We start from the raw sequence: 21,058 nt of genomic DNA, 5'->3' as shown, positions 1-21,058 counted from the left end.
ATGAGTTACGAAATCATAGCTGGAATAGATATTGGCAACTCATCAACTGAAATAGCGATTGCAAAAGTCGGCCGATCAGAGACAAAGTTTTTATCCCAGCATCTGGTGCCCACCACAGGAGTAAAAGGAACAGTTGATAATTTGAAGGGGGTGTCAGAATGTTTGAAAGCGGCTTCCTCAAAAGCTGATATTGAACTTTTGGATATTAACTTAATTCGTATCAATCATGCAGTTCCAGTCATTGGGGATCTGACGATGGACTTGATCAGCGAAACCGTAATAACGGAATCATCGATGATTGGACACAATCCCGACACTCCTGGAGGAGTAGGATTAGGTGTTGGTACTACCATATTAATAGAGGAATTGAAACAAAAATTAAATGATAATACTGATTATATAGTAGTCATTCCGGATAGCTATGATTATGAAATCGTTGCACATGTAATTAATAAAGCTTTCTCAAGAGGCGTATCGATTACAGGCGCGGTCGTTCAAAAAGACGATGGAACGCTCATTCATAATCGGTTAGAAAAGAAAATTCCCATTGTAGATGAAGTGTCTATGATAGAAAAAGTACCTATCGGAATGATGGCAGCTGTTGAGGTTGCACTGCCAGGACATGTTATTCGAATGCTCAGTAATCCATATGGATTATCAACGGTATTTGATTTAAGTCCAGAGGAAACAAAACAAATTGCACCTGTAGCAAAATCTTTAGTTGGCAATCGATCTGCAGTAGTTATAAGAACTCCACAAGGGGAAATAGTAGAACGACAAATTGAGGCAGGCAGCATCACCCTTATCGGGGAGACAAGTCATGTGAATGTAGCTATTAATGATGGTGCCAAACAAATGATGGATTCGTATAAAGAGCTAGGGACCTTAGTGGATATTAGGGGAGAAACCGGCACAAATGCAGGTGGAATGTTAAATGGACTCGTGCAGGATCTAGCAGATTTAACCGGTCAGCACATGAGCGATATTTACATTACGGATATACTTGCTGTAGATGCAGTGATTCCAACTTCCATCAGCGGAGCGATGGCTGGCGAAGTATCGATGGAAACGGGTGTTGCATTGGCGTCTATGGTGAAAACAGAAAAAGTTTCCATTAATAAAGTGTCGGAACATTTAGAAAAAAAATTAAAAGTACCAGTAGAGGTAGGCGGTGTAGAGGCTGAAATGGCTGTTACAGGTGCATTAACGACACCTGGAACGGAGAACCCCATTGTAATCTTAGACATGGGAGGAGGTTCAACGGACGCAGCAACAGTGGATAGAAGAGGTAAATGGCGCACAGCTCATTTAGCCGGGGCAGGAGATATGGTAACTATGCTTATCAACTCAGAGTTAGCCCTTCAAGATCATGAATTGGCTGAAAAAATAAAAAAATTCCCGCTAGGAAAAATTCTAAGTTTATTTCACATGCAGCTAGAAGATGGGACAATAATTTTTTCAGAGACCCCCTACCCACCGCAAACATTCGGCAGAGTGGTCATTCGAGAAGAAAGAGGTCTGACCCCGCTTCCATTGAAAGAGCCGCTTGAAAAAATTCGGTCCATACGCCGTGAAGCAAAAAGAAAAGTGTTTGTTACAAACGCCAAAAGATCGTTGGAACAAGTAATTCCTACAGGAAACATAAGACATATTTCTTTTGTAGTGATGTTAGGAGGATCTGCTCTTGATTTTGAAATACCCCAAATGATCAGCGAAGAACTGCAAAAGTATGGAATCGTGGCGGGATTTGCAAATGTACGAGGAACACAAGGACCTCGTAATGCAGTGGCGACAGGGTTGGTGCTTTCTTCAAAGGTGAAGGAGGAGGCTGTTGATGGCTAATAAAAATGTTTATATACCTATTTTGTTTCGAAAAAATACGAATCCATTTGAGCTCAAAGAAATATGCGCCGGGTTGGAAGAAGAGGGAGTTCCTTATATTTTAAAAGAGATGAAAAGGGTGGAACATGCTCCCCCCTCTTCTCTTCATGTAAAGATCATGATGGATGAGCACAGCAATAAAATTTGCCACGACAAACTTGCTGAAAAAAATCCATACATGGAAGAAAAAAAGGGGTTAGAAAGGTCGATCGGAAAAAATGCAGCTCGTCTTGTAAAGGGGCTGCCAATGGTAATGGAAAAAGGACGGAAGTAAATATAAACGGTTATTTTACACAAGAAAAAAGGAGGATTTTTATGACCAAATTAAGTTTATCTATCGCAAAAAGATTGCTTGAAGAAGCGGAAAAAAAAGCCGAAGAAATTGGAGTTCCGATGGTGATTGCTATAGTCGATGAAGGAGGGAATTTTGTAGCAAGTCATCGAATGGACGATGCTCTTTTAGCTAGTATTGATATTTCTATTAATAAAGCGTGGACCTCGGCTGCATTAAAAATGCCGACAGAGACCTTATCAAATCTAAGCCAATCGGGTGGTGAGTTGTTTGGTATTCATACGACCAATAATGGAAGAATCGTTTTATTTGGGGGAGGAATCCCTCTAAAAGTAAATGAACAGATAGTCGGTGCCATTGGTGTAAGCGGCGGAGCGGTGGCTGATGATATTGAAGTGGCCCAGGCAGCAGTGTCTTTATTTCATTCGCTGCAGCATCAATAATCAATCACATTGAAAGCTGGTTTTGGAGTTTAAACTACTTCTAATATTAACCATTTTTTTCAATAAAATAGAAATAAGTAAAGTCCTTCCTCAACTCTAATAAAATTGGGAAGGACATTTATGCTTTCAAGTCGAATAATGTGGAAGTTAAGATTCCCTTTGTTATCTTTTGAAAGCGCTGTCAATATGATAGGAAATGGAGGTGTTTCATTTGAATCTATTAATTGCGGAGGATGAACCATTAGAGCGAGAAGTAATAATGGAGATGGTGAAACGACATAATCCTGGAATCAAACAATGTATAGAAGCCAATAATGGAGCCTCAGCTGTGGAAATAGTCAGTAATGAAAGTATTGACATCGTATTGATGGATATTAAAATGCCGATTTTAGATGGAATTTCCGCCGCCAAGATAATGAAACAAAACACTCCTCAGTTAAAAATATTATTTTTAACAGCGTACAATGATTTCGATTATGCTCTAAACACAATAAAAATTGGGGCAGAAGATTTTTTGTTAAAGCCGGTAAGACCTGAAGAATTTATTGAAGCTATAAAAAAAGTAATCGAATCTATGGATGAAACAGTGACAGACATGAAAGATAGCGTCGAATCAAATAGTGTAGTAGAGATGATCACTAATTATATTAACGTAAAGTTAGATCATAAAATAACGCTAGAACAAGTTGCAAGGTATGTTCATCTTCATCCTCAATACGTCAGCCGATTATTTAAACAACAGACCGGGATGACAATCACGGAATTTATTACTGTTAAACGAATAGAAAAATCAAAAGAGTACCTAAGAAATAGTCAAAAGGCGATCACAGAAATAAGCCAAAGCTGCGGTTTTACGGATGCCAACTATTTTACGAGAGTGTTTCGAAAAATGGAGGGGATGCCTCCGAAACAATTTAGAAAAAACGAACAAGCATTGAAAAAAGAAAAAATAAACAGACACTATTTCAATAATATAATGTAAGAATTGAAACTAGCAAACAACTGTCATCTAAATATTTGAAGGGAATAAGATGCCAGAAATAATTATATTTTTCTTATGACAGCTTTGTATCGGAATAATGTATGGATTCTAAAGTATTAAATTCCCATGTATGAGGCTTTGGGTTTTGCTAAATGGATATAAATTAATAGTGTGGTGTTAATGAGCGGACTATTTATCATTTTTGAGGAAAAAATTGGACGTGGTATTTATAATAAAGTTCCTTTTCGAGACTTTGGTTACTTGCCGCCAATTTTGATTATTGTGATAGGTATATTAAGTACCATTAATAAGCAGGAGTGGTAGATAGTGATTAAAAATTTACGAGACTTTGTAGATGTGGGGACGCTGCAAGAAATACAAGACCAGTTCGCTGATGCTGTTGGTGTTGCTGTTATTATTTGTGATGCTAAAGGAGTTCCTTTAACAAAGGCAAGTAATTTTACTAATTTTTGTACCTATATTCGTTCCTCTACGGAGGGGCTGCACCGCTGTATTCTTTCGGATGAAAAAGTAGGAAAGATGGCATTAGATAATGGCAAGCCTGTTATTCATCGCTGTCATTCTGGTTTAGTAGATATTGCTGCACCAATTATTTTACGCAAACAGTATCTAGGAGCTGTTCTTTGTGGACAAGTGCTTATGGATGATGAAGAACTAGAACCCCTTGAAGATATGAAGATGGATTTAGATGATTTACCATTGGATAAAGAAAAATTGACTGCTTACTTTGAAACATTAGAATATAAAAATAACTCTCGCATTAAAGCTATCGCTGATTTACTGTTTATAACGTCTAATTACATAGTCAAAATTGGTGACGCTTACTTGACAAAAAAAGAACTCATTAATAAAAACGAAAACTTTATTAAAGAATTGCAGCTTAGGTCTCTTTTAGAAAAAACGTTAAAGGAAACGCAGCTTCAAGTCCTCCAATCACAAATCAACCCTCATTTTCTATTTAATACATTGAATACTATTTCACGTATTGCCTTTTTTGAAAATGCCGAGCAAACGCAAGATGTAACATACATGCTTGGAAATATTTTACGATACAGTTTACGAAACATCGACCAGCTCGTGCCTTTGCACGAAGAAATTGAACATGTCCGAAACTATTTATTTATTCAACAAACTCGATACAGAAACAAATTACATTTTGAAATGGATATAAGTGAAGACATAAAAGAAATAAACATACCTATCTTTACACTTCAGCCAATTTTTGAAAATGCCATTGTTCATGGCTTTGAGCCAGTTGGAGAGCCAATGAATATTACTCTAGAAGCATATAATATAGAAGAAAAAATTTTTCTCGACATTCTTGATGATGGTGTAGGAATACAAGATGGGGAAACCTCAGAATATCCACCCTTTCCTCCAGCCAAACAAAAGGGTCATACGACAGGAATTGGATTACGAAACGTAGATAAACGTATTAAATATTATTTTGGAGAAGAAGGGGGGGTAACAAAGGTAAAGAAACGAGAAAAGGGGGGAACTTTAGTACAGCTCGTTTTTCCGAACAATTCATAGTCATTAACTATCTTTATAACAGATTCATTTCATGTGGATGCAATGAAACGAATGTAATACGGATACTTGAACGAATGCATGATGTTTGTCTGCATCATTTTCAACATAAGGGATGATGCAAAAGATGAGAATAGAAGAGAATGGGGGTAAAGGGAAAAAGATCGGCCAAAATGATGAAAATTTTCCATATCATCAGAATAATGAATGATTGAACGGAAAGGAAAAATAAAAAGAAGGCGTGCCATTATTTAATGTACGCCTATTTCACGCTGTTAAAAAGTATGGAATTTATTAGTACACGGTACCAGCGAAACAACGGCATTCGGCATTTGAACATAAGTACACCGCAGGTTAACTACAGGACGTGGAGTGTTAGGCGAAGAGATTACAATTGTAAAAATTGTGTAAAAAAGAATGGATTCTCCTTTCCTTCCAGAAGTATATTATTTAGTTCATGAATTGGAAAAATTTAGAGTGGGGTGGGAAAATGCGGTAATTCATTTTGTTAAAGCAAACAGCAGTAATATTGATTAACTAGAAGGAGTATAGTGAATGGGAAATGGAAAGAGTTTAGCCTTACATTTGACTATGTAAAACTTCTAAAACTAATCTGTTTCCTTTTATATGGTGATAAGCCAAATTTTTTTCTACAAACTGAACGAATTTTTATAACATCAATCTATCTAGAGTAATTCTTTTAGAATGGATTCAAAGCTGCAAAACTTTTGATTTGGATGGTCATCGGCGGAGTGTACTGCGTATAAAATGAAACTCAGCCTTTAAAAGGATCCCCTTAACATAACAGAGTATCTTCAACAATAACGGGACTGCAGGTTGACTTGATGTAAACAAAATACAATATGAAGGGAGATATCCATGTGAACGATAACGCATCAAAACAGTCAACCTCTAATCTGGCTGTAGAGGCCAAAGGACTAGTAAAACTTTTTGGTGAACACCGAGCGGTTGATGGTGTAGATCTATCTATTCAAAAAGGAACGGTTTATGGTTTTCTTGGACCGAACGGAGCGGGAAAAACGACGACGATTCGCATGCTTTCTACTCTGCTTCCTATAGACGGAGGGACAGCGACTATTTTCGGCCACGACCTTGCTACTGAAAAAAAAGCCGTTCGGAGCAGGATCAGCGTAACTGGTCAGAACGCATCACTTGATGAGGACCTCACCGGGATCGAAAATCTTGTTATGATGGCGCGGCTGATGGGTTACTCTCGAAAGCAGGCAAAAGCGCGCGCAAAAGAGTTATTGAGCGCTTTTGGTTTAGAAGAAGCTAAAAAACGGCAGCTGAAAAAATATTCAGGAGGGATGCGCCGGCGCATTGACATTGCAGCCAGTATTGTTGTCACACCGGATCTGCTTTTCCTTGATGAACCAACGACGGGATTGGATCCGCGCAGCCGCAGTCAAGTATGGAACATTGTTCGTACATTAGTGAGTGAAGGAACAACAGTCTTACTCACAACGCAGTACTTAGATGAAGCAGATCAGCTTGCGGACCGTATTGGTGTCATTCATCAAGGCAGAATCATTGCAGAAGGAACAAGTGCGGAGTTAAAAGCGTCTGTTGGTTCCGGTACTTTGCACGTACGTCTTGTTGAATCGAATAATCGACAAAGAGCAATAGAATTATTAGAAACCAAACTTAAGGCCTCTGTCCAGCGTGCTTCTGATCCTGCTGGTTTTTCCACTCAATTGACGGATCCCGGGCTAGCAGCTGAAACACTAGGAGAACTGGCTCAAGCGAATATTTCAGTCAGTGACTTTTCATTTGGACAACCCAGTCTTGATGAAGTATTTTTAACGATAACCGGTCAGCCCGTGGAGGAGGAAACACGATGACGAACACGAACAAAACAAATGTCCAAAGCGGGACCGACAAGCAATTACGAGAGGCTATTGCATCAACTGACCGGCCTGCGAAACCAAATCCTTTGTCTTCCTCTCTAACATTTGCTTCACGTGCGCTGCTTAGAATCAAACATGTTCCGGAACAATTGTTTGACGTTACCGTTTTTCCTGTTATTTTCTTACTTATGTTCACTTATTTATTTGGCGGTGCGATTGCAGGTTCGACGAGTGAATACTTACAATTCCTTCTCCCAGGGATACTTGTTATGACAGTATCACAAATTACCATGTATACTGGTGTAGACTTGAACAATGACATTACAAAAGGCGTGTTTGATCGTTTTCGGACATTACCGATATGGCTTCCCTCAGCACTTGTTGGCGCGTTGCTTGTCGACACGGTTCGCTACACCATGGCTGCAACGATTATGATGGTGCTGGGCCTGATTCTTGGCTTTCGACCAGAAGGCGGCTTAGCTGGTGTATTAGGTGCACTGATTTTGTTGTTAATCTTTTCATTCAGTTTATCGTGGGTCTGGACAACACTCGGCTTAATCATGCGCTCAGAAAAATCGCTTATGATGGCAAGCATGATGGTGATTTTTCCGTTGACGTTTGTCAGCAACGTGTTCGTTGATCCTGAAACCTTGCCTTCCTGGCTGCAGGGATTCGTAGACATTAATCCCATCTCACTGCTCGTCACTGGAGTTAGAGGATCCATGCACGGTGCTGTTACGTGGGAACAGGTCGGCTGGATCTTGCTCGCCTCGGCCATTATAACTGCCATTTTTGCTCCGCTGACGATGTACATGTATCGAAATAAAAAGTAAAAAGAACGGTAAGCCCGCATAGGTTTTTGTGTATGATCCATTTAGATATAAGAATACTTTCATAGATTTTTATAGGTTTTATGTCTAATGTTGGGGTAGGAGCGGCTTGCTCCTACTTCTTTATCCTACTTGAAATTCACCAATTCATAAGCGGCAGCAACGAAGTATAGGTATAATCCGGTGTCAACTGCAGCTTTTCTACGGGCTGTCCGGAGCGGTTAATCCAAGCAGTCGTAAATCCAAATGCTTTTGCTCCACTGATATCCCAGCCATTGCTTGATAAAAAAGTTATTTTGTCGCGGCGGTAATGTATGTTTTCTAAAATCAACTGGTAAGAGGCGGGGGATGGTTTGTATTGTTTTACGTCATCCACGCTTAAAATATGGTTAATGTATGTATCAACTCCAGCTTGTTTTAAAAGCGGTTCAAGCATATCACGAGAACCGTTGCTAAATACTAGCAGTAAATATTGGTGATCTTTTAACATTTGTAAAACTTGTTTGCTTTCGGGGTAGAGCTCTAGAGAATTGTATGCTTCTAGGAGATCATCTTCTTGTGACGCTGTAAGCTCTTTGTCATAAAATGCAGCTGCAAATTGCAGAGCATCCCTTGTTACATAAGAAAACGGGCGGTACGTTCCCATGGCCTGCCGCAAAAACGTGTACTGAATTTGTTTTTCTCTCCACATCGCACTAATAGCGTCTCCAAAGCCGGGAAAATATTCTTCACATGTTTTTGCTATGGAATGAACATCAAATAAGGTACCGTAAACATCAAAAGCAAATACCTTTTTCCCCGTCATTTAAACACTCCTCTCCAAATGTTATACAACCTACAACAACTCTGGTTGAAAAAGGCCAGTCCTTAAAAAAGGAAAGAGATTGTTCGTGTATTATTCATCATTCAATCTTCTACCAATCTTCTACGTCACGAACATTTTACCTTCTATTAATTGAATAGTAGAAAAAAATATAAAAAACAAGCATTGGAGGCACTTAGCTATGGCTAATTTAACAAAATTATCACACAAACTCCAAGAAGTCCTTTTCCATAAAGGCAAGTAATCATATAATGTTAGGGTGTATGATTAAAGTAGCGGGTGAGATGTGTATGAGGTCCAAAGATAATATGAAAATAATAAATCCGGCTTCAGGGTCTGTCATTATGGCGCTGGGGATTTTTCTTTATGCTGCAATTGAAGCCTTTCCTTTCTTAGATCATGTAATGGGAGAGACACTTACCGTAGTGCTTGCGGTGATAGCATTACTGGTTTATAAATCGCTCACTTTTCAATTTTTTCATAAAGATTTTTTACTTCCCTTTTTAAAAAATCCAGTTAATTCTTTTGTGACGGGGACTTGGATTGCCGGTATCTCGGTTTTATGTAATGTCATCATAAAGTATTTTCCTGAATTAAGTGCAGTGGTTCAAGTCATGGCGGTAATAAACACCATACTTTGGTTTCTTTTCTTGGTCAGTTGTGTATATAACTTTAAACAATTATTTCAGCAGCCTAGAAGACACTCCATCCATGGTGTTATTTTGTTGTCAACCGTTGCAACTCAATCGCTTGTTATCGTGTGGGTAGAAGTATTTCCGTTTCTCCCGGATTCACTGGAAGTAGTTGTCATGGTGCTAGGTATTTTCTTTTATATATGCGGTGTGTTTTTGATCGGGATTCGTTATGGAAAAGCAAAACAATGGTCTCTTGCAGAAGATTGGACGAATACCAACTGTATTATTCATGGGGCTTTATCCATAACAGGCTTGGCGATCGTTTCATCTCAATGGATGTCGGCCTTATTTATAATGATTTTCTGGTTAGTTGTGTTTACGTTATTGATTATTGTTGAGATGATAGAAATAACAAGAGCCGTGAAGCGAATCCGACAATTTGGCTGGAAAGTAGGGGTTTTCACTTATAATATTAGTCAGTGGGCAAGGAATTTTACTTTTGGAATGTTTTTCGCCTTTTCATGGACAATGCATGAAAACCCTTATTATATGAATGCAATGTATAATTTTCATGAAAGTTTCTTGTCGTTTTGGGCGTGGATGGTATTAGTCACTTTGGTTGTCGAGATTGGTTTATGGGTGGAATCGAAATGGCCCATTTCTCAAAGGAAAAAGAGTGTACTTCCATTTTAATAGTGTTTCATAAAAAATAAAAAGGAATTTTAAAAGCTATTGTGAAAATAAAAGACATAGAGCGCAATACGAAAGGTAGTGATTCTGTTTGATAACTAATACAGAAGTGGAAGTCAAAGAAGAGGATATTGATGAAGTAGGCCATGTGAATAACAGTGTTTTTGTTTCATACTTAGAAAAAGGGCGCGGCCATTGGTATAGAGAGGCTGGCTTATCTTTTGCCGATATGGCAGAACAAAACTTAGGGACAGTAGTAGTAAGGTTAGACATCTCCTTTCAGAAAGAAGCAAGACTAGGAGAACAGCTGCAAATAAATACGAAGCCAGTAAAGATAGGGAAAAAAAGCTTTACTTTTGAACAAACCATCATCAACGAAAAAGAGGAAGTGATATTAGAGGGTACGGTTATTAACGTGATGTTTGATAAAGAAGCAAGAAAAAGTATAGCTATTGCTAAAGAGATCATTCAATGTTTCCCGTAACCTTATTCACTTCTAGAAAACAGGCGCCATTCTTAAATAAGAAAGCGCCTGTCTTACATATGGTTCCGTTTTTGAATGAATCTTGTTTTTAAGCTTATAAGATTATTTTTAAAAAGTAGGAAGAGAAAAAGTATATATAGGTGAGCTTATGTTTATTTAAGTTAAGTCTCTATTCACGCTCAGATCGTTGAAGAATCTGGGCTCGGTTAAAATTTCTAAGAGAGGCTTCTGGTGCAACTTGTACAAAATCCTCATTCCTGTTAGATTCAGTCTTTTGCTTCCGTAATGTCTTATATCTTATATGGAATTCTTCTTCATATTCAGGGATCTCTTCAGCTGCCGATGACTGTTTCATGCCATGAAGCCAAATTTCGAGTTTATATGTCCCTCTATCAATGATTTCACTCAGATCTTCAAGGGATCGAATTAATTCGAGTAAACAATCCAATCCGTTCCTTAAAATAATGCCCTTTTTCTTGGCTTTTAGAACAGAGTGTTCCATCTTGTACGACTTTTCTTGATAACTAAATTCAATAAAACAACTGCTTCGATCCCAATTGAAATTAAAATTTTCAATTTTTAAACGTTTCATAACCTTATTAAGTTTTCTCTCACACATTTCCTGCTCTTTATGTGGCATCCATTTGAACATACCATTCACCTTCCCTCTTTAGTGTGTATCGTTTTGTAATGACGTTACCCATATACTATTCATTTCTACAAAATAAACAAAAACCCTGTTGTAATCGTTTTACATTTGTCGACGTTATTATACAAAATAAATGAACGCCATCTGTAACTTTCACAAGTTCCGTTTTTAACGAATTAAGAAACGGAATATCTGGCACTTTAGACTTTTTAAAAAAGATAGACTACTCAGATTGATTCGACTATAAATAAGTGTTAGTATATTCATATTTGATAGAGGAATAACAGCAGGAGGGAAACAGCATGATCACTTTTTTGGGAGCAATCCTTTTACTTATAGTTGGTTATATAGTGTATGGAAAATTCGTAGAACGAGTTTTTGTAATAGATGATAAAGCAGCTACTCCGGCTTATACAAAAAGAGATAATTTAGATTTCGTACCGATGAGCTGGTGGAAAGGTAATTTGATTCAATTATTAAATATTGCTGGTTTAGGACCCATATATGGTGCAGTTGCTGGCGCGTTATATGGACCGGCCGCTTTTATTTGGATTGTCGTTGGGTGTATTTTTGCAGGCGCGGTTCATGATTATTTTTCTGGAATGATGTCTTTGCGCCATAATGGTGCTCAATTTCCTTCCTTAGTGGGACGGTATTTAGGGAAGTATGCGAAAGCTTTTATTAATGGGGTATCGTTAGTTTTAATGATTTTAGTGGCTGCCGCGTTCACTGCCGGTCCTGCCCAATTAATTTCTCAAATTACATCACTTAGTTTTATTATGGCGCTGGTGCTAATTTTTGCTTATTTTGTGATTGCCACGATTTTACCGGTTAATCGGATCATTGGGCGCATTTATCCTCTTTTTGGGGCAATCTTGCTGATTATGGCGGCTGCTGTAGCGATTGCACTGATGTTTTCTGAACAACCGATACCAAACGTAACTGTCGAAAATTTACATCCTGGCGAACTGCCAATTTGGCCGCTTCTTATGGTTACGATCTCATGCGGTGCTATTTCAGGATTTCATTGTACGCAGAGTCCTATTATAGCTCGGACGATGAAAAAAGAATCCGATGGCCGCAAGATTTTTTATGGCGCCATGATTACAGAAGGTGTGATTGCACTTGTATGGGCAGCTGCTGGAATGACGTTCTTTAACGGTACGGCAGGCTTACAAGGAGCTCTTGATGCAGGAGGGCCTTCTGGTGTTGTTAATGATATTTCAACGTCGCTTCTTGGAACGATCGGCGGAATCCTCGCGATTTTGACCGTAGTTATTTTACCGATTACAACAGGGGATACGGCGCTTCGTTCGTCTAGAATGATCTTAGCGGATGTACTTGCTAAATTTATCAATATGGAAAGCAAAATAAAAATCTTGTTCGTTAGTATTCCTGTTGCGATTCCGACCTTTTTCTTAGCAACGATTGACTACACGTTCTTATGGAGATATGTGGGATGGACAAACCAAGTCGTGGCAACGTTTATGTTGTGGACTGCAGCGATATTTTTATTAAAACACCATAAACTCCACTGGATTTGCGGGATCCCGGCTATTTTTATGACAGGTGTCGTTTGTACCTACATCTTTTACGCACCGGAAGGGTTAAACCTGGACTATCAATTATCGATGATCATCGGGTTCTCCCTGACGTCCCTCGTCATCGTTTGGTATGTAGCTCAAATAATGAAATATAAAAAGAAAAAGCAAGACAGCGCAGCTTCCCATGCGGCGTAAATGAAGAAAAAAGCTATCCTTCAACAAGTCGAAGGGTAGCTTTTGTTATGGTAATATTTTAAAGTAATTGAATCAGCTCCCATGTAAGAACGGTCGTGTCGTCGTAATGGTTCTGCTGAAGAAAGTGTATTAACTTGTCTTTAAAATCTTTTGGAACGATAATTACTTCGACATCCGATTCGTTAAATCGGTAATCCCCAATATACCGCCATTCTCTTTCCCCGTAAAAGGATTCACCCCGCTCCACGCCGAAATTCGTATGCTTGATTAAATTTATCAGGCTTTTGCTTCCGTCTTTTAGGGATACGGAGTGATTTATATAAGGCATATGTTCGGGGTCTATATATAAAACAGGATTAAAGTTTCCGTGAATTGCTTTATGATTAAAGCCGATCGCTACTTTTCCATAATACTTCATATGATAATCTAAATCTTTTAATGGAATATCACAAACACAGCAAAACGGTGCGGTTTCTTCTGTAGAGGAAACTTTCTCCGCACTTGTTGCTTTTAACGTTTTGGATAAAAGAATAGTTTCTAATGTTTCATACGTGTCTTTAATCGTTTTTGGTGGATAATCTTTTAATTCTTTTGGCTTTTTGATTTTTTTCCAATCCACATCACTTGGGCTGCCTGTAAAATGCCAATATATGTTGGAGTAGTATCTTTGCATGATTTATCCATCCTTAAAGTTATTTCTTGAAGAAAATATAAGGACCTTGATTTTCAGTATTGATAATAATCGGTATGGATATTCCTGTTCTGAAAGGATAGGTTGCTCGAGGAAACTTTAACTTGACCCATTCTTTTATTTCTTATCTTCAAGCTCTACCCACGTTTGCGACCAAATTTCTAATTCTTTCATCAGTGGTTTTAACGCTAATCCTTTTTCAGTCAGCGAGTATTCAATTCGAATAGGTGTTTCCGGATATACTTCTCGTTTTACAATGCCCTCATTTTCTAAATGGTTTAACCTATCCGATAAGAGTCGTCCACTTATTCCAATAGAGGATTGTATCGTGCAAAAACGTTGGGGGCTTGAAAGCAGCTGGTAAATAACTAAGCCGGTCCAGCGTTTACTTACTATATTCATTGCTTTTTCAAATTTAGGGCAGAGATGAGAATTATTCATGTTTTTATCACTCCTTGTGAGGAGATTTTACCATTACTTTTTACTATTAGTAAATTAATTTATTGAAGTAATTAAGTTATTAAAGTAAACTTACTTACGAAAAGTAATTAATAGAGAAAACAAAAAGGAGTGGTAAAGGATGGTAAGCAAACAAGAGGTAGGAGCTGTCATCTTAAGAATTGTTTTAGGTCTCATATTTTTCATTCATGGGCTGGACAAATTTCAAGCGGGAATCAGCAATACCGTTGGATTCTTTGAAAGTATTGGTGTTCCTGGATTTTTAGCTTATATTGTTGCTGTTATTGAGCTTATTGGCGGTCTGGCGTTGATATTAGGTCTCGGGACGAAAATAGTATCCATTTTATTCGTCATTATTTTAATAGGTGCTATGTTTACGGTGAAATTTTCCGCTGGATTTTTGGATGGATTTGAATTTGATTTAGCTCTATTAGCGATGTCTGTTTATGTTTTATTGGCAAACCGAATGGCCCTTTCACTAGACAACATCTTTTTTCAGTCAAAACAAGGCTATAGTAAACGAGCAGAAGTATAAATTATATTTCCACGTAAATAATTAGATCTCATTGGTTTTTACAATAGCCAAACGAATAAAACATGCATTGAAAGCCTAATTTCTACGTAATGGAGAAATTAGGCTTTTGTCTTAATCTTATCGTTTGGTGTCCGCTAACAAAAAACTTACTTTCAATAAAGGTAGGAAAATTGTTCTTTAAAAAACAGTTATATCCAATTAATGTGCTAGAATAATAGAATAAACAGCTGACTATATTCCCAGCTGTTTAAAAATACCCAATGAAAAAGGAAACCGATTGGTAGGTAATAAAAAGGAAGTGGAAAAAATGAAGAAATTAGGTGTTTATGCGGCAGGGTTAGCAGGAGCAGCGGTCATGTTATGTACTGCACCAGAAGCAGACGCGGCCCATTACAACGATGTCTCGGATGACTTTTGGGCAAAAGGAAGTATTGAGTATTTAACAGAGGAAGGGGTTATCAGCGGCTATCCGGACGGTTCGTTTCAGCCGAATCAACCGATTACCCGAGCACAAGCAGCAGCGATGATGGTAAATGCGCTTGATCTTGATACCGATAACAGGCCAGATGCCGGTTATGAGGACGTCTCAAATAATAATGATCGAAAAGACATCATTAGCACAATTAGTGAAGAAGGAATCATGAGAGGGAGCGGCGAACAGTTCCGGCCTGGAGAAAATATTACGCGTGCACAAATGGCTGCCGTAATTCGGCGTGGATTCAATCTTAAAAAGTCAGACGAAGAAATGTTTACTGATGTCGGGCCCAACTATTGGAGTTTCACGGATATAAGTACAATTGCTGCAAACGGTATTGCCAGTGGGTATGAGGACGGGACATTCCGGCCGGGCAATCAAACAACACGTGGTCAATTTTCTGTTTTTCTAGAGAATGCTATGAATCCTGAGCAAAAAGGTGAATCGCCTGCTCCAAAAGATGATGCAAAACGAGGCCTCGAAGTTGAAGAAGACGGCTGGACATATACCATTCAAGACAAAGAGCTAGTGCGTATAAATGAAAACAAAGAAAAGGAGTTTGTGCTAACGAGAGAAGACATCGGAGAGGATTATACGTGTGACTGCGGGGATAATCCAGCTAATGATGGAAGTGCGTTAACAGAGGGCACCCAGCTGCTGCTTCATGATGGGTGGATCTACTACACATTCAGTGGTTACGTTGATACCCACTCTGGTAAAGATTCCTTTCAACTGTTTCGCGTCCGTACGGATGGCAGCGGCAAAGAAAAAGTGATCAATGAATCGGTCCAAGCTCCTTATATTCATGACAACCAACTGTACTATTTCACGTTTGGCACGACAGACAGACCAGAAAAAGCCGAATGGAAGCGAGCAGACTTGGACGGGTCTAATCGTGAATCCTTGCAGTCGATGACTTTAAATAGTAAAAACATTTTTTTTGATCAGGAACGTGATCAATACTATGTATTAGAATACGATGACGATACGATGTATTACAGCACTGACACCGCTGTATACCGCAGCTCAATCGATGGAAGTGACCAACAACAACTGCACGGTGAGTCTGCAAATGAACTATATCTTACAGAAGGCCGGCTTATCATCGGCACGGATGAAGGGCTCTATTCAATGAATCAAAAAACGGGCAAGAAAAACAAAATTCGAGATGGTGAATTCCTCGACATAAAAGCATTTGGAAACTCTCTATATATTCTTAGTGAGCATTCATTGTACCGATGGGACCTCGATGCTGAAGAAATCGAAACACTCGAAGAAAATATGAGTCTTTCTGTCCATGACAGTTATGAATGGAAAGCAGAGATTAACGATGGAAATGGATATATTATTGGAGTCGATGTGGAAGATAAAACGTATATTTATGTTATTCAAGATGAAAAAGTTGCCGAAAGAGATGTGAAAGATAATAGGTATCATGGTAATGCGTATACCGATGGAGATATAGTGTTTCTCCAGTTAGAATCTTTTCGCTATCATAGAGATAAAGCAGGAAATACCGTGATCTATGCAATGAATACGGGAGACGGTACGTTTGAATCATTTGAATATGAGCAAGTAAGCAGTAATGAACCAAGTCTAGTAACACACCTGGCAGAGAAAGACCAATTTCTTGCTGCAGAAAGACGGCACACTGACGAATATCACGCTATTGTTGGGGATAGCAGCGGCTTCCAGTGGGAAGAATGGAGTTTGCCTTTTGAAAATGAAGCCGAAATTTTAGGACATGAATATATTAATAACGTGATTTATGCAAGGGCACGAGTAGATGATGACAGAGGAGAACCTTCTTATTACCTCATACGTTTAAACGAAGAAGAGAGCCAATTTGAAATTTTGTATGGAACGGAAGATATGTTCGAATTTATTGAACGAAAACAAAGCGGTTTTTATATTTTTAAAGACAAAAACGAAATGACGGTTGAAATTATAAATGAAAACGGAGAAACCACAAACCCTGAAAAAGGTCTTGGCGACTTTTATTCATATGGAGGTTTCACGCTTGAGCAAAGAGGCGATACAATCTATGCCTATACGCACGGGGTTGTTATTCATGGTTCTTACAGTATAGGAGCATTAGAAGAAAGGTATTAAAAGGCATGAAAGGAGAAGCTGGCTTGGCAGAAAAGTACTGCCCAGGCCAGCTTCTCATTATACTGACAGAATTTTAGAGAAAAATAAATCTTACAGGGGATATTACATTATACTTATGCTGCTGAATAAAATTGTCGTATAATCGATGCGTTGACTTCTCGAACACCTACCTTATTTAGTAAAATAAGATGAGGCTGGAAAAAAGCTAAGACATTTTATCTTAGCTTTTTAATGTCTCGTTATTTTTCTGTCTTTCCATTGCTAATTGAATGAGGGTATTAATAAGTTCACGAGTGGAAAGACCGCTTGCCTCCCATAATTTTGGATACATACTTCGGAGTGTAAAGCCAGGAAGGGTGTTGATCTCATTAATAATTAATCTTTTTTCCTTGGTGAGGAAAAAATCGACTCTTGCCATGCCTTCGCAATGCAAAGCTTTAAATGCTTTTACCGCTTCCTTTTTAATTTTTTGGATGGTGCTATCATTTAGGTCTGCAGGGATCATTAATTGAGTGTCTTCATTGATATATTTTGCTTCATAAGAATAAAATGATTGTTTTTTTGAAATTTCTCCCGGTATAGATGCAGCGGGGGAATCATTCCCTAACACGGCGCATTCTAGTTCTCTTCCTGCTATTGTTTCTTCCACTATAATTTTGTTGGTATAATGAAAAGCTTGATTTACTCCTTGCGAGAATTCTTCTGCCGTTTCGACTTGGCTGATCCCTACAGATGACCCTTGATCAGCTGGTTTAATAAACATCGGTGTTCCTAATTTTGCTTTCAATTTATTGAATTGGATGGTATTTTTCATCTCTCTTGTAAAAGTAAAGGAATTGGCGACGCTTAACCCTGCATCACGGAGCAGCCGTTTTGTGATATCTTTATCCATGCAAACAGCAGAACTTAAAACACCAGGACCTACAAACGGTATATTCGCTAACTGCAATAATCCTTGCATACTGCCATCTTCGCCTGTACCTCCATGAACTAACGGAAAAATAACATCTATTTTCTCAAATGGAGCAGCACTTGGCCATTCAAAAAAGGAATAGCGTTTTTTTCCAGGGAAATACGCAAGGCGTTTGTCGGATTTTCTTAATGCAATCTTATTTGGATTATTTATATTTACTAGACAGGTGTCTATATTATGATAAAAGTTCCAATTTCCTTCTTTATCTATTCCAATAAGAAGAACCTCGTATTTATCTTTATCAATGGCCTCATAGACACTCTTGGCCGATTGTAAAGAAACCTGATGTTCCGTTGATTTTCCGCCAAAAAGCAACCCTACTTTTTGTTTCATGTTTCACCTCCTCTTGTATTTATAGGTGTTTTTACGTAACTATCGTTTTTTTCCATATTATTTTAGACTATATCTTGCGACAAATTCAGCCGTATCCCGCATTCTCATGCGGTGTGATCCTTTAACTAATATAATGGTGTTCGCAGAGACATAATTTTTTAACTTATTGTGTAATTGGTAACGATCAGTATAGGCATAAATTTTTTTAGAAGGATAGCCTCTAGAAATAGCTGCTCTTTTTATCTGCTTTGCTTTCACTCCAAATACGAATATCCTATCCATTCTTTTTCGTGCTAAATATTTACCTACTTTATGATGTCCTTTCCTTGAATAACTCCCTAATTCCAGCATACTTCCAACGACGGCTATTTTTTTCTTACGTTTGCCTAGCTTTACTAGTACATCCGTAGCTGCTTTTACGGATTGGGGGTTTGCATTAAACGTGTCATCGATTAATAGAGATTTTTTAGGTAATGAAATAACATTTAACCTTCGTTTGGGGGGTTTAAATCTTTTTAACCCCAATCTTATTTGTCGTGGAGAAAACCGGAGTCGATGTGCTATCGCAATCGCAAACAGTGCATTAATCACATTGTGATCACCGAATGTCGGGATGAAAAAGCGTTCTATTTTTCTATTTAAGCGAACGCTGAAAGATACACCGTTTTTGGAATACTTGATATTTTTTGCTTGGTAGTGAGCATGTTTTTTTATTCCTACTGTCACTAGCTTGCCTTTAAATTTTTTGGTAGAGAGAAGTTTCGAGTTCTTGTCATCATTATTGATGAGTAGTGTCCCTTTAGGGTTCATATATTTAGCCATAGCCGATTTTTTTTTGGCTGTTGCTTTAATACTGTTTCCTAATTTTCCATAATGGGCGGTTCCGACATTTGTGATGACTCCAAAATTAGGTTTGAGATAACGAAAGTGATATTTCCCTGCTTCTCTGCCTAATCCCATTTCTAAAATGACCGCTTTATGAGAAGGGTTAATTTGTTGCACATACCTTTTAGTATGCTTAGGCAGGTTACGATTTCCTCGTGTTTTTAGTACATGTTTCCACTTTGTTTTAAAAATAGAATAAATAAAAGCAGTGGTAGTTGACTTTCCAGCACTCCCTGTCACTCCAATAGCAGGAATTTTAGGAATCTTGGCTGCCATACATTTTCCTCCTGTTAGATTTTTGTCTTTTCTATTTATATTATTTTCAAAAATAGAGCTTGTGCAATGAAAGCTCCTAGTATTGTGAAAAAGGCTTTTTTACTATGTGATAAGATGTGGTTTAATGTAATGGCTTGTAATGGTTAAGAAATTGATTTAATAGATTCACCTGCCACTGGCCCATCCCCCTTCTTATAGCAAGGAATATTATAAAAAGTGTACAAGTAAATGTAATAGATTTTTGAATAAATGAAAAAAGGAGTGAGAAAATGAAGAAAGAAACGAGACACCTTCTTTTAAATCCTGGGCCGGTCACTACTAGCGATCAGGTGAAACGGGCACAGGTTATTCCTGATAAAAGTCCGAGGGAAAAAGAGTTTCAACAGTTGATTACGAAAGTTTCTTCCATGATCAGTGGTATAGCAGCAACTAGCGATAGATACCAAACGATCTTATTTGGCGGATCTGGCACAGCTGCTGTAGAAGCGATAATCAGTTCAACCGTAGGAGACGGCCATTTATGTGTGATTAACAATGGGGTGTACGGTGCTAGAATGTTAGAAATGGCGAAGGCGTATGGGATATCTGTGGCCGAATATAAAAGTCCCCTTGATAAACCCATTAAGATAACAGAGCTGGAGCAATTCATGAATAAACAAAAAACAGCAATTACTCATCTAGCAGTTGTCTATCACGAAACATCTACAGGTTTATTAAACGATATCGAATCATTAAGCCGCCTTTGTAAGTCCAATAACATTAGCTTGTTAGTAGATGCGGTAAGCGCATTTGGAGCAATTCCCATTGATATGGAAAAGTGGAAAGTCTCATTTATGGCCGGAAGTGCAAATAAAAATATTCAAGGGCTGCCAGGAATTTCGTTTGTAATTGGGGCAAAGGATGAGTTTGAAAAGTTAAAAAAGGTAAAAGCAAAAAACTATTATTTAAATCTCTATGACCAATATTTACATTTTGAAACATTTGATCTCTTTCGCTTCACTCCGCCTGTTCAGACTCTTTATGCTTTAAATACTGCTTTAGAAGAATTGATGGAAGAAGGGGTCGACAAAAGGTATGAAAGGTACATTCGTTGTTGGAACTTGTTAACGAATGGTTTGAAAAAATTAGGACTGAATCTAGTCGTAGCTCCAAAACATCATTCCAAACTTGTTTCTGCCGTCTATGAGCCAACAAACAAATCCTATCATTTTGAAAAAATGCATGAGTATCTTAAGCAGCACGGAATCACTATTTATAAAGGGAAATTGGCACCAGCGAATTCTTTTCGTATCGCAAACATTGGAGATATTACAGAAAAAGACATCCAGCATTTTTTACATGTGATGGAAAAATACCTCCATACCATTTAAGTTGAATAGAAGGTACGGTAATGGAAAACAACAGAGAAATCTTATGTTACTACCCATGTAGGTAGGTTTTTTTTAAAGGTAA

General features: G+C 38.1%; 20 protein-coding genes. 14 read left to right on the top strand and 6 right to left on the bottom strand.

Translation table 11 applies throughout. The features are described from left to right. The 8 genes from FZF09_RS05795 (at position 1) to FZF09_RS05760 (ending at position 7,850) form a co-directional block, all read left to right on the top strand. Positions 1-1,842 carry a diol dehydratase reactivase subunit alpha gene (locus FZF09_RS05795; RefSeq protein WP_158735626.1) on the top strand — a complete coding sequence of 614 codons (1,842 nt, stop codon included), beginning with the start codon at positions 1-3 and terminating at the stop codon, positions 1,840-1,842. Then, positions 1,835-2,155, top strand: coding sequence for a glycerol dehydratase reactivase beta/small subunit family protein (locus tag FZF09_RS05790; protein WP_158735625.1), 321 nt, complete (start codon positions 1,835-1,837; stop codon positions 2,153-2,155). The genes FZF09_RS05795 and FZF09_RS05790 overlap by 8 nt, the downstream gene beginning before the upstream one ends. A 41-nt stretch (positions 2,156-2,196) precedes the next feature. Further along, the gene (locus FZF09_RS05785) at positions 2,197-2,616 is read left to right on the top strand and encodes a GlcG/HbpS family heme-binding protein (RefSeq protein ID WP_158735624.1); all 420 of its coding nucleotides are present in this window, start codon (positions 2,197-2,199) and stop codon (positions 2,614-2,616) included. 211 nt (positions 2,617-2,827) lie between these two features. Then, the gene (locus FZF09_RS05780; protein WP_158735623.1) at positions 2,828-3,598 is read left to right on the top strand and encodes a response regulator transcription factor; all 771 of its coding nucleotides are present in this window, start codon (positions 2,828-2,830) and stop codon (positions 3,596-3,598) included. A 180-nt stretch (positions 3,599-3,778) separates the two neighbouring features. Beyond that, on the top strand, positions 3,779-3,922 hold the full coding sequence (locus FZF09_RS05775) for a hypothetical protein (RefSeq protein ID WP_158735622.1): 144 nt from the start codon (positions 3,779-3,781) through the stop codon (positions 3,920-3,922). 3 nt (positions 3,923-3,925) lie between these two features. Beyond that, entirely contained in the window at positions 3,926-5,152 is a 1,227-nt protein-coding gene (locus FZF09_RS05770) for a sensor histidine kinase (protein ID WP_158735621.1), read from the top strand. An 878-nt stretch (positions 5,153-6,030) separates the two neighbouring features. Continuing rightward, on the top strand, positions 6,031-7,011 hold the full coding sequence (locus tag FZF09_RS05765; RefSeq protein WP_233269408.1) for an ATP-binding cassette domain-containing protein: 981 nt from the start codon (positions 6,031-6,033) through the stop codon (positions 7,009-7,011). Beyond that, positions 7,008-7,850, top strand: coding sequence for an ABC transporter permease (locus FZF09_RS05760; RefSeq protein WP_158735619.1), 843 nt, complete (start codon positions 7,008-7,010; stop codon positions 7,848-7,850). Before FZF09_RS05765 ends, FZF09_RS05760 begins: the two co-directional genes overlap by 4 nt. 136 nt (positions 7,851-7,986) lie before the next feature. Here the strand turns inward: FZF09_RS05760 and FZF09_RS05755 are convergent, their stop codons facing one another. Then, on the bottom strand, positions 7,987-8,652 hold the full coding sequence (locus FZF09_RS05755; RefSeq protein WP_158735618.1) for a haloacid dehalogenase type II: 666 nt from the start codon (positions 8,650-8,652) through the stop codon (positions 7,987-7,989). 308 nt (positions 8,653-8,960) lie between these two features. On the opposite strand from FZF09_RS05755, the gene FZF09_RS05750 reads away from it, so the two are divergent. Both FZF09_RS05750 and FZF09_RS05745 read left to right on the top strand, forming a co-directional pair. Continuing rightward, positions 8,961-9,998, top strand: a complete 1,038-nt coding sequence (locus FZF09_RS05750) for a TDT family transporter (RefSeq protein WP_158735617.1) — start codon at positions 8,961-8,963, stop codon at positions 9,996-9,998. A gap of 88 nt (positions 9,999-10,086) precedes the next feature. Further along, the gene (locus FZF09_RS05745; RefSeq protein WP_158735616.1) at positions 10,087-10,479 is read left to right on the top strand and encodes an acyl-CoA thioesterase; all 393 of its coding nucleotides are present in this window, start codon (positions 10,087-10,089) and stop codon (positions 10,477-10,479) included. 169 nt (positions 10,480-10,648) lie between these two features. On the opposite strand, the gene FZF09_RS05740 is transcribed toward FZF09_RS05745, so the two are convergent. Further along, a complete protein-coding gene (locus FZF09_RS05740; RefSeq protein WP_158735615.1) occupies positions 10,649-11,131 on the bottom strand; it encodes a hypothetical protein in 483 nt (160 codons plus the stop codon). A 299-nt stretch (positions 11,132-11,430) separates the two neighbouring features. Between FZF09_RS05740 and FZF09_RS05735 the strand changes: the two genes are divergently transcribed. Next, positions 11,431-12,867 carry a carbon starvation CstA family protein gene (locus tag FZF09_RS05735; protein WP_158735614.1) on the top strand — a complete coding sequence of 479 codons (1,437 nt, stop codon included), beginning with the start codon at positions 11,431-11,433 and terminating at the stop codon, positions 12,865-12,867. Between the two features lie 58 nt (positions 12,868-12,925). Here the strand turns inward: FZF09_RS05735 and FZF09_RS05730 are convergent, their stop codons facing one another. Further along, positions 12,926-13,540, bottom strand: a complete 615-nt coding sequence (locus FZF09_RS05730; RefSeq protein WP_158735613.1) for an abortive infection system antitoxin AbiGi family protein — start codon at positions 13,538-13,540, stop codon at positions 12,926-12,928. A 135-nt stretch (positions 13,541-13,675) separates the two neighbouring features. Continuing rightward, positions 13,676-13,999 carry a winged helix-turn-helix transcriptional regulator gene (locus FZF09_RS05725; RefSeq protein ID WP_158735612.1) on the bottom strand — a complete coding sequence of 108 codons (324 nt, stop codon included), beginning with the start codon at positions 13,997-13,999 and terminating at the stop codon, positions 13,676-13,678. Between the two features lie 139 nt (positions 14,000-14,138). Between FZF09_RS05725 and FZF09_RS05720 the strand changes: the two genes are divergently transcribed. Continuing rightward, positions 14,139-14,552, top strand: coding sequence for a DoxX family protein (locus FZF09_RS05720; RefSeq protein ID WP_158735611.1), 414 nt, complete (start codon positions 14,139-14,141; stop codon positions 14,550-14,552). A gap of 307 nt (positions 14,553-14,859) precedes the next feature. Beyond that, positions 14,860-17,139, top strand: coding sequence for an S-layer homology domain-containing protein (locus FZF09_RS05715; protein ID WP_158735610.1), 2,280 nt, complete (start codon positions 14,860-14,862; stop codon positions 17,137-17,139). 220 nt (positions 17,140-17,359) lie between these two features. Here FZF09_RS05715 and ddlA read toward each other — a convergent pair whose 3' ends face one another. After that, positions 17,360-18,445, bottom strand: coding sequence for a D-alanine--D-alanine ligase (ddlA, locus tag FZF09_RS05710; RefSeq protein WP_158735609.1), 1,086 nt, complete (start codon positions 18,443-18,445; stop codon positions 17,360-17,362). Between the two features lie 57 nt (positions 18,446-18,502). Next, complete coding sequence (locus FZF09_RS05705; RefSeq protein ID WP_158735608.1) at positions 18,503-19,606, bottom strand: UDP-N-acetylmuramoyl-tripeptide--D-alanyl-D-alanine ligase; 1,104 nt, start codon at positions 19,604-19,606, stop codon at positions 18,503-18,505. A 269-nt stretch (positions 19,607-19,875) separates the two neighbouring features. Between FZF09_RS05705 and FZF09_RS05700 the strand changes: the two genes are divergently transcribed. Further along, entirely contained in the window at positions 19,876-20,976 is a 1,101-nt protein-coding gene (locus FZF09_RS05700) for a 2-aminoethylphosphonate aminotransferase (protein WP_158735607.1), read from the top strand. Positions 20,977-21,058: the final 82 nt, after the last annotated feature.

This window comes from Alteribacillus sp. YIM 98480 (assembly GCF_009765375.1).
Lineage (GTDB): Bacteria > Bacillota > Bacilli > Bacillales > Marinococcaceae > Alteribacillus.
The sequence above is the reverse complement of the archived record's forward strand: the minus strand, read 5'-3'. Positions and strand labels throughout refer to the sequence as shown.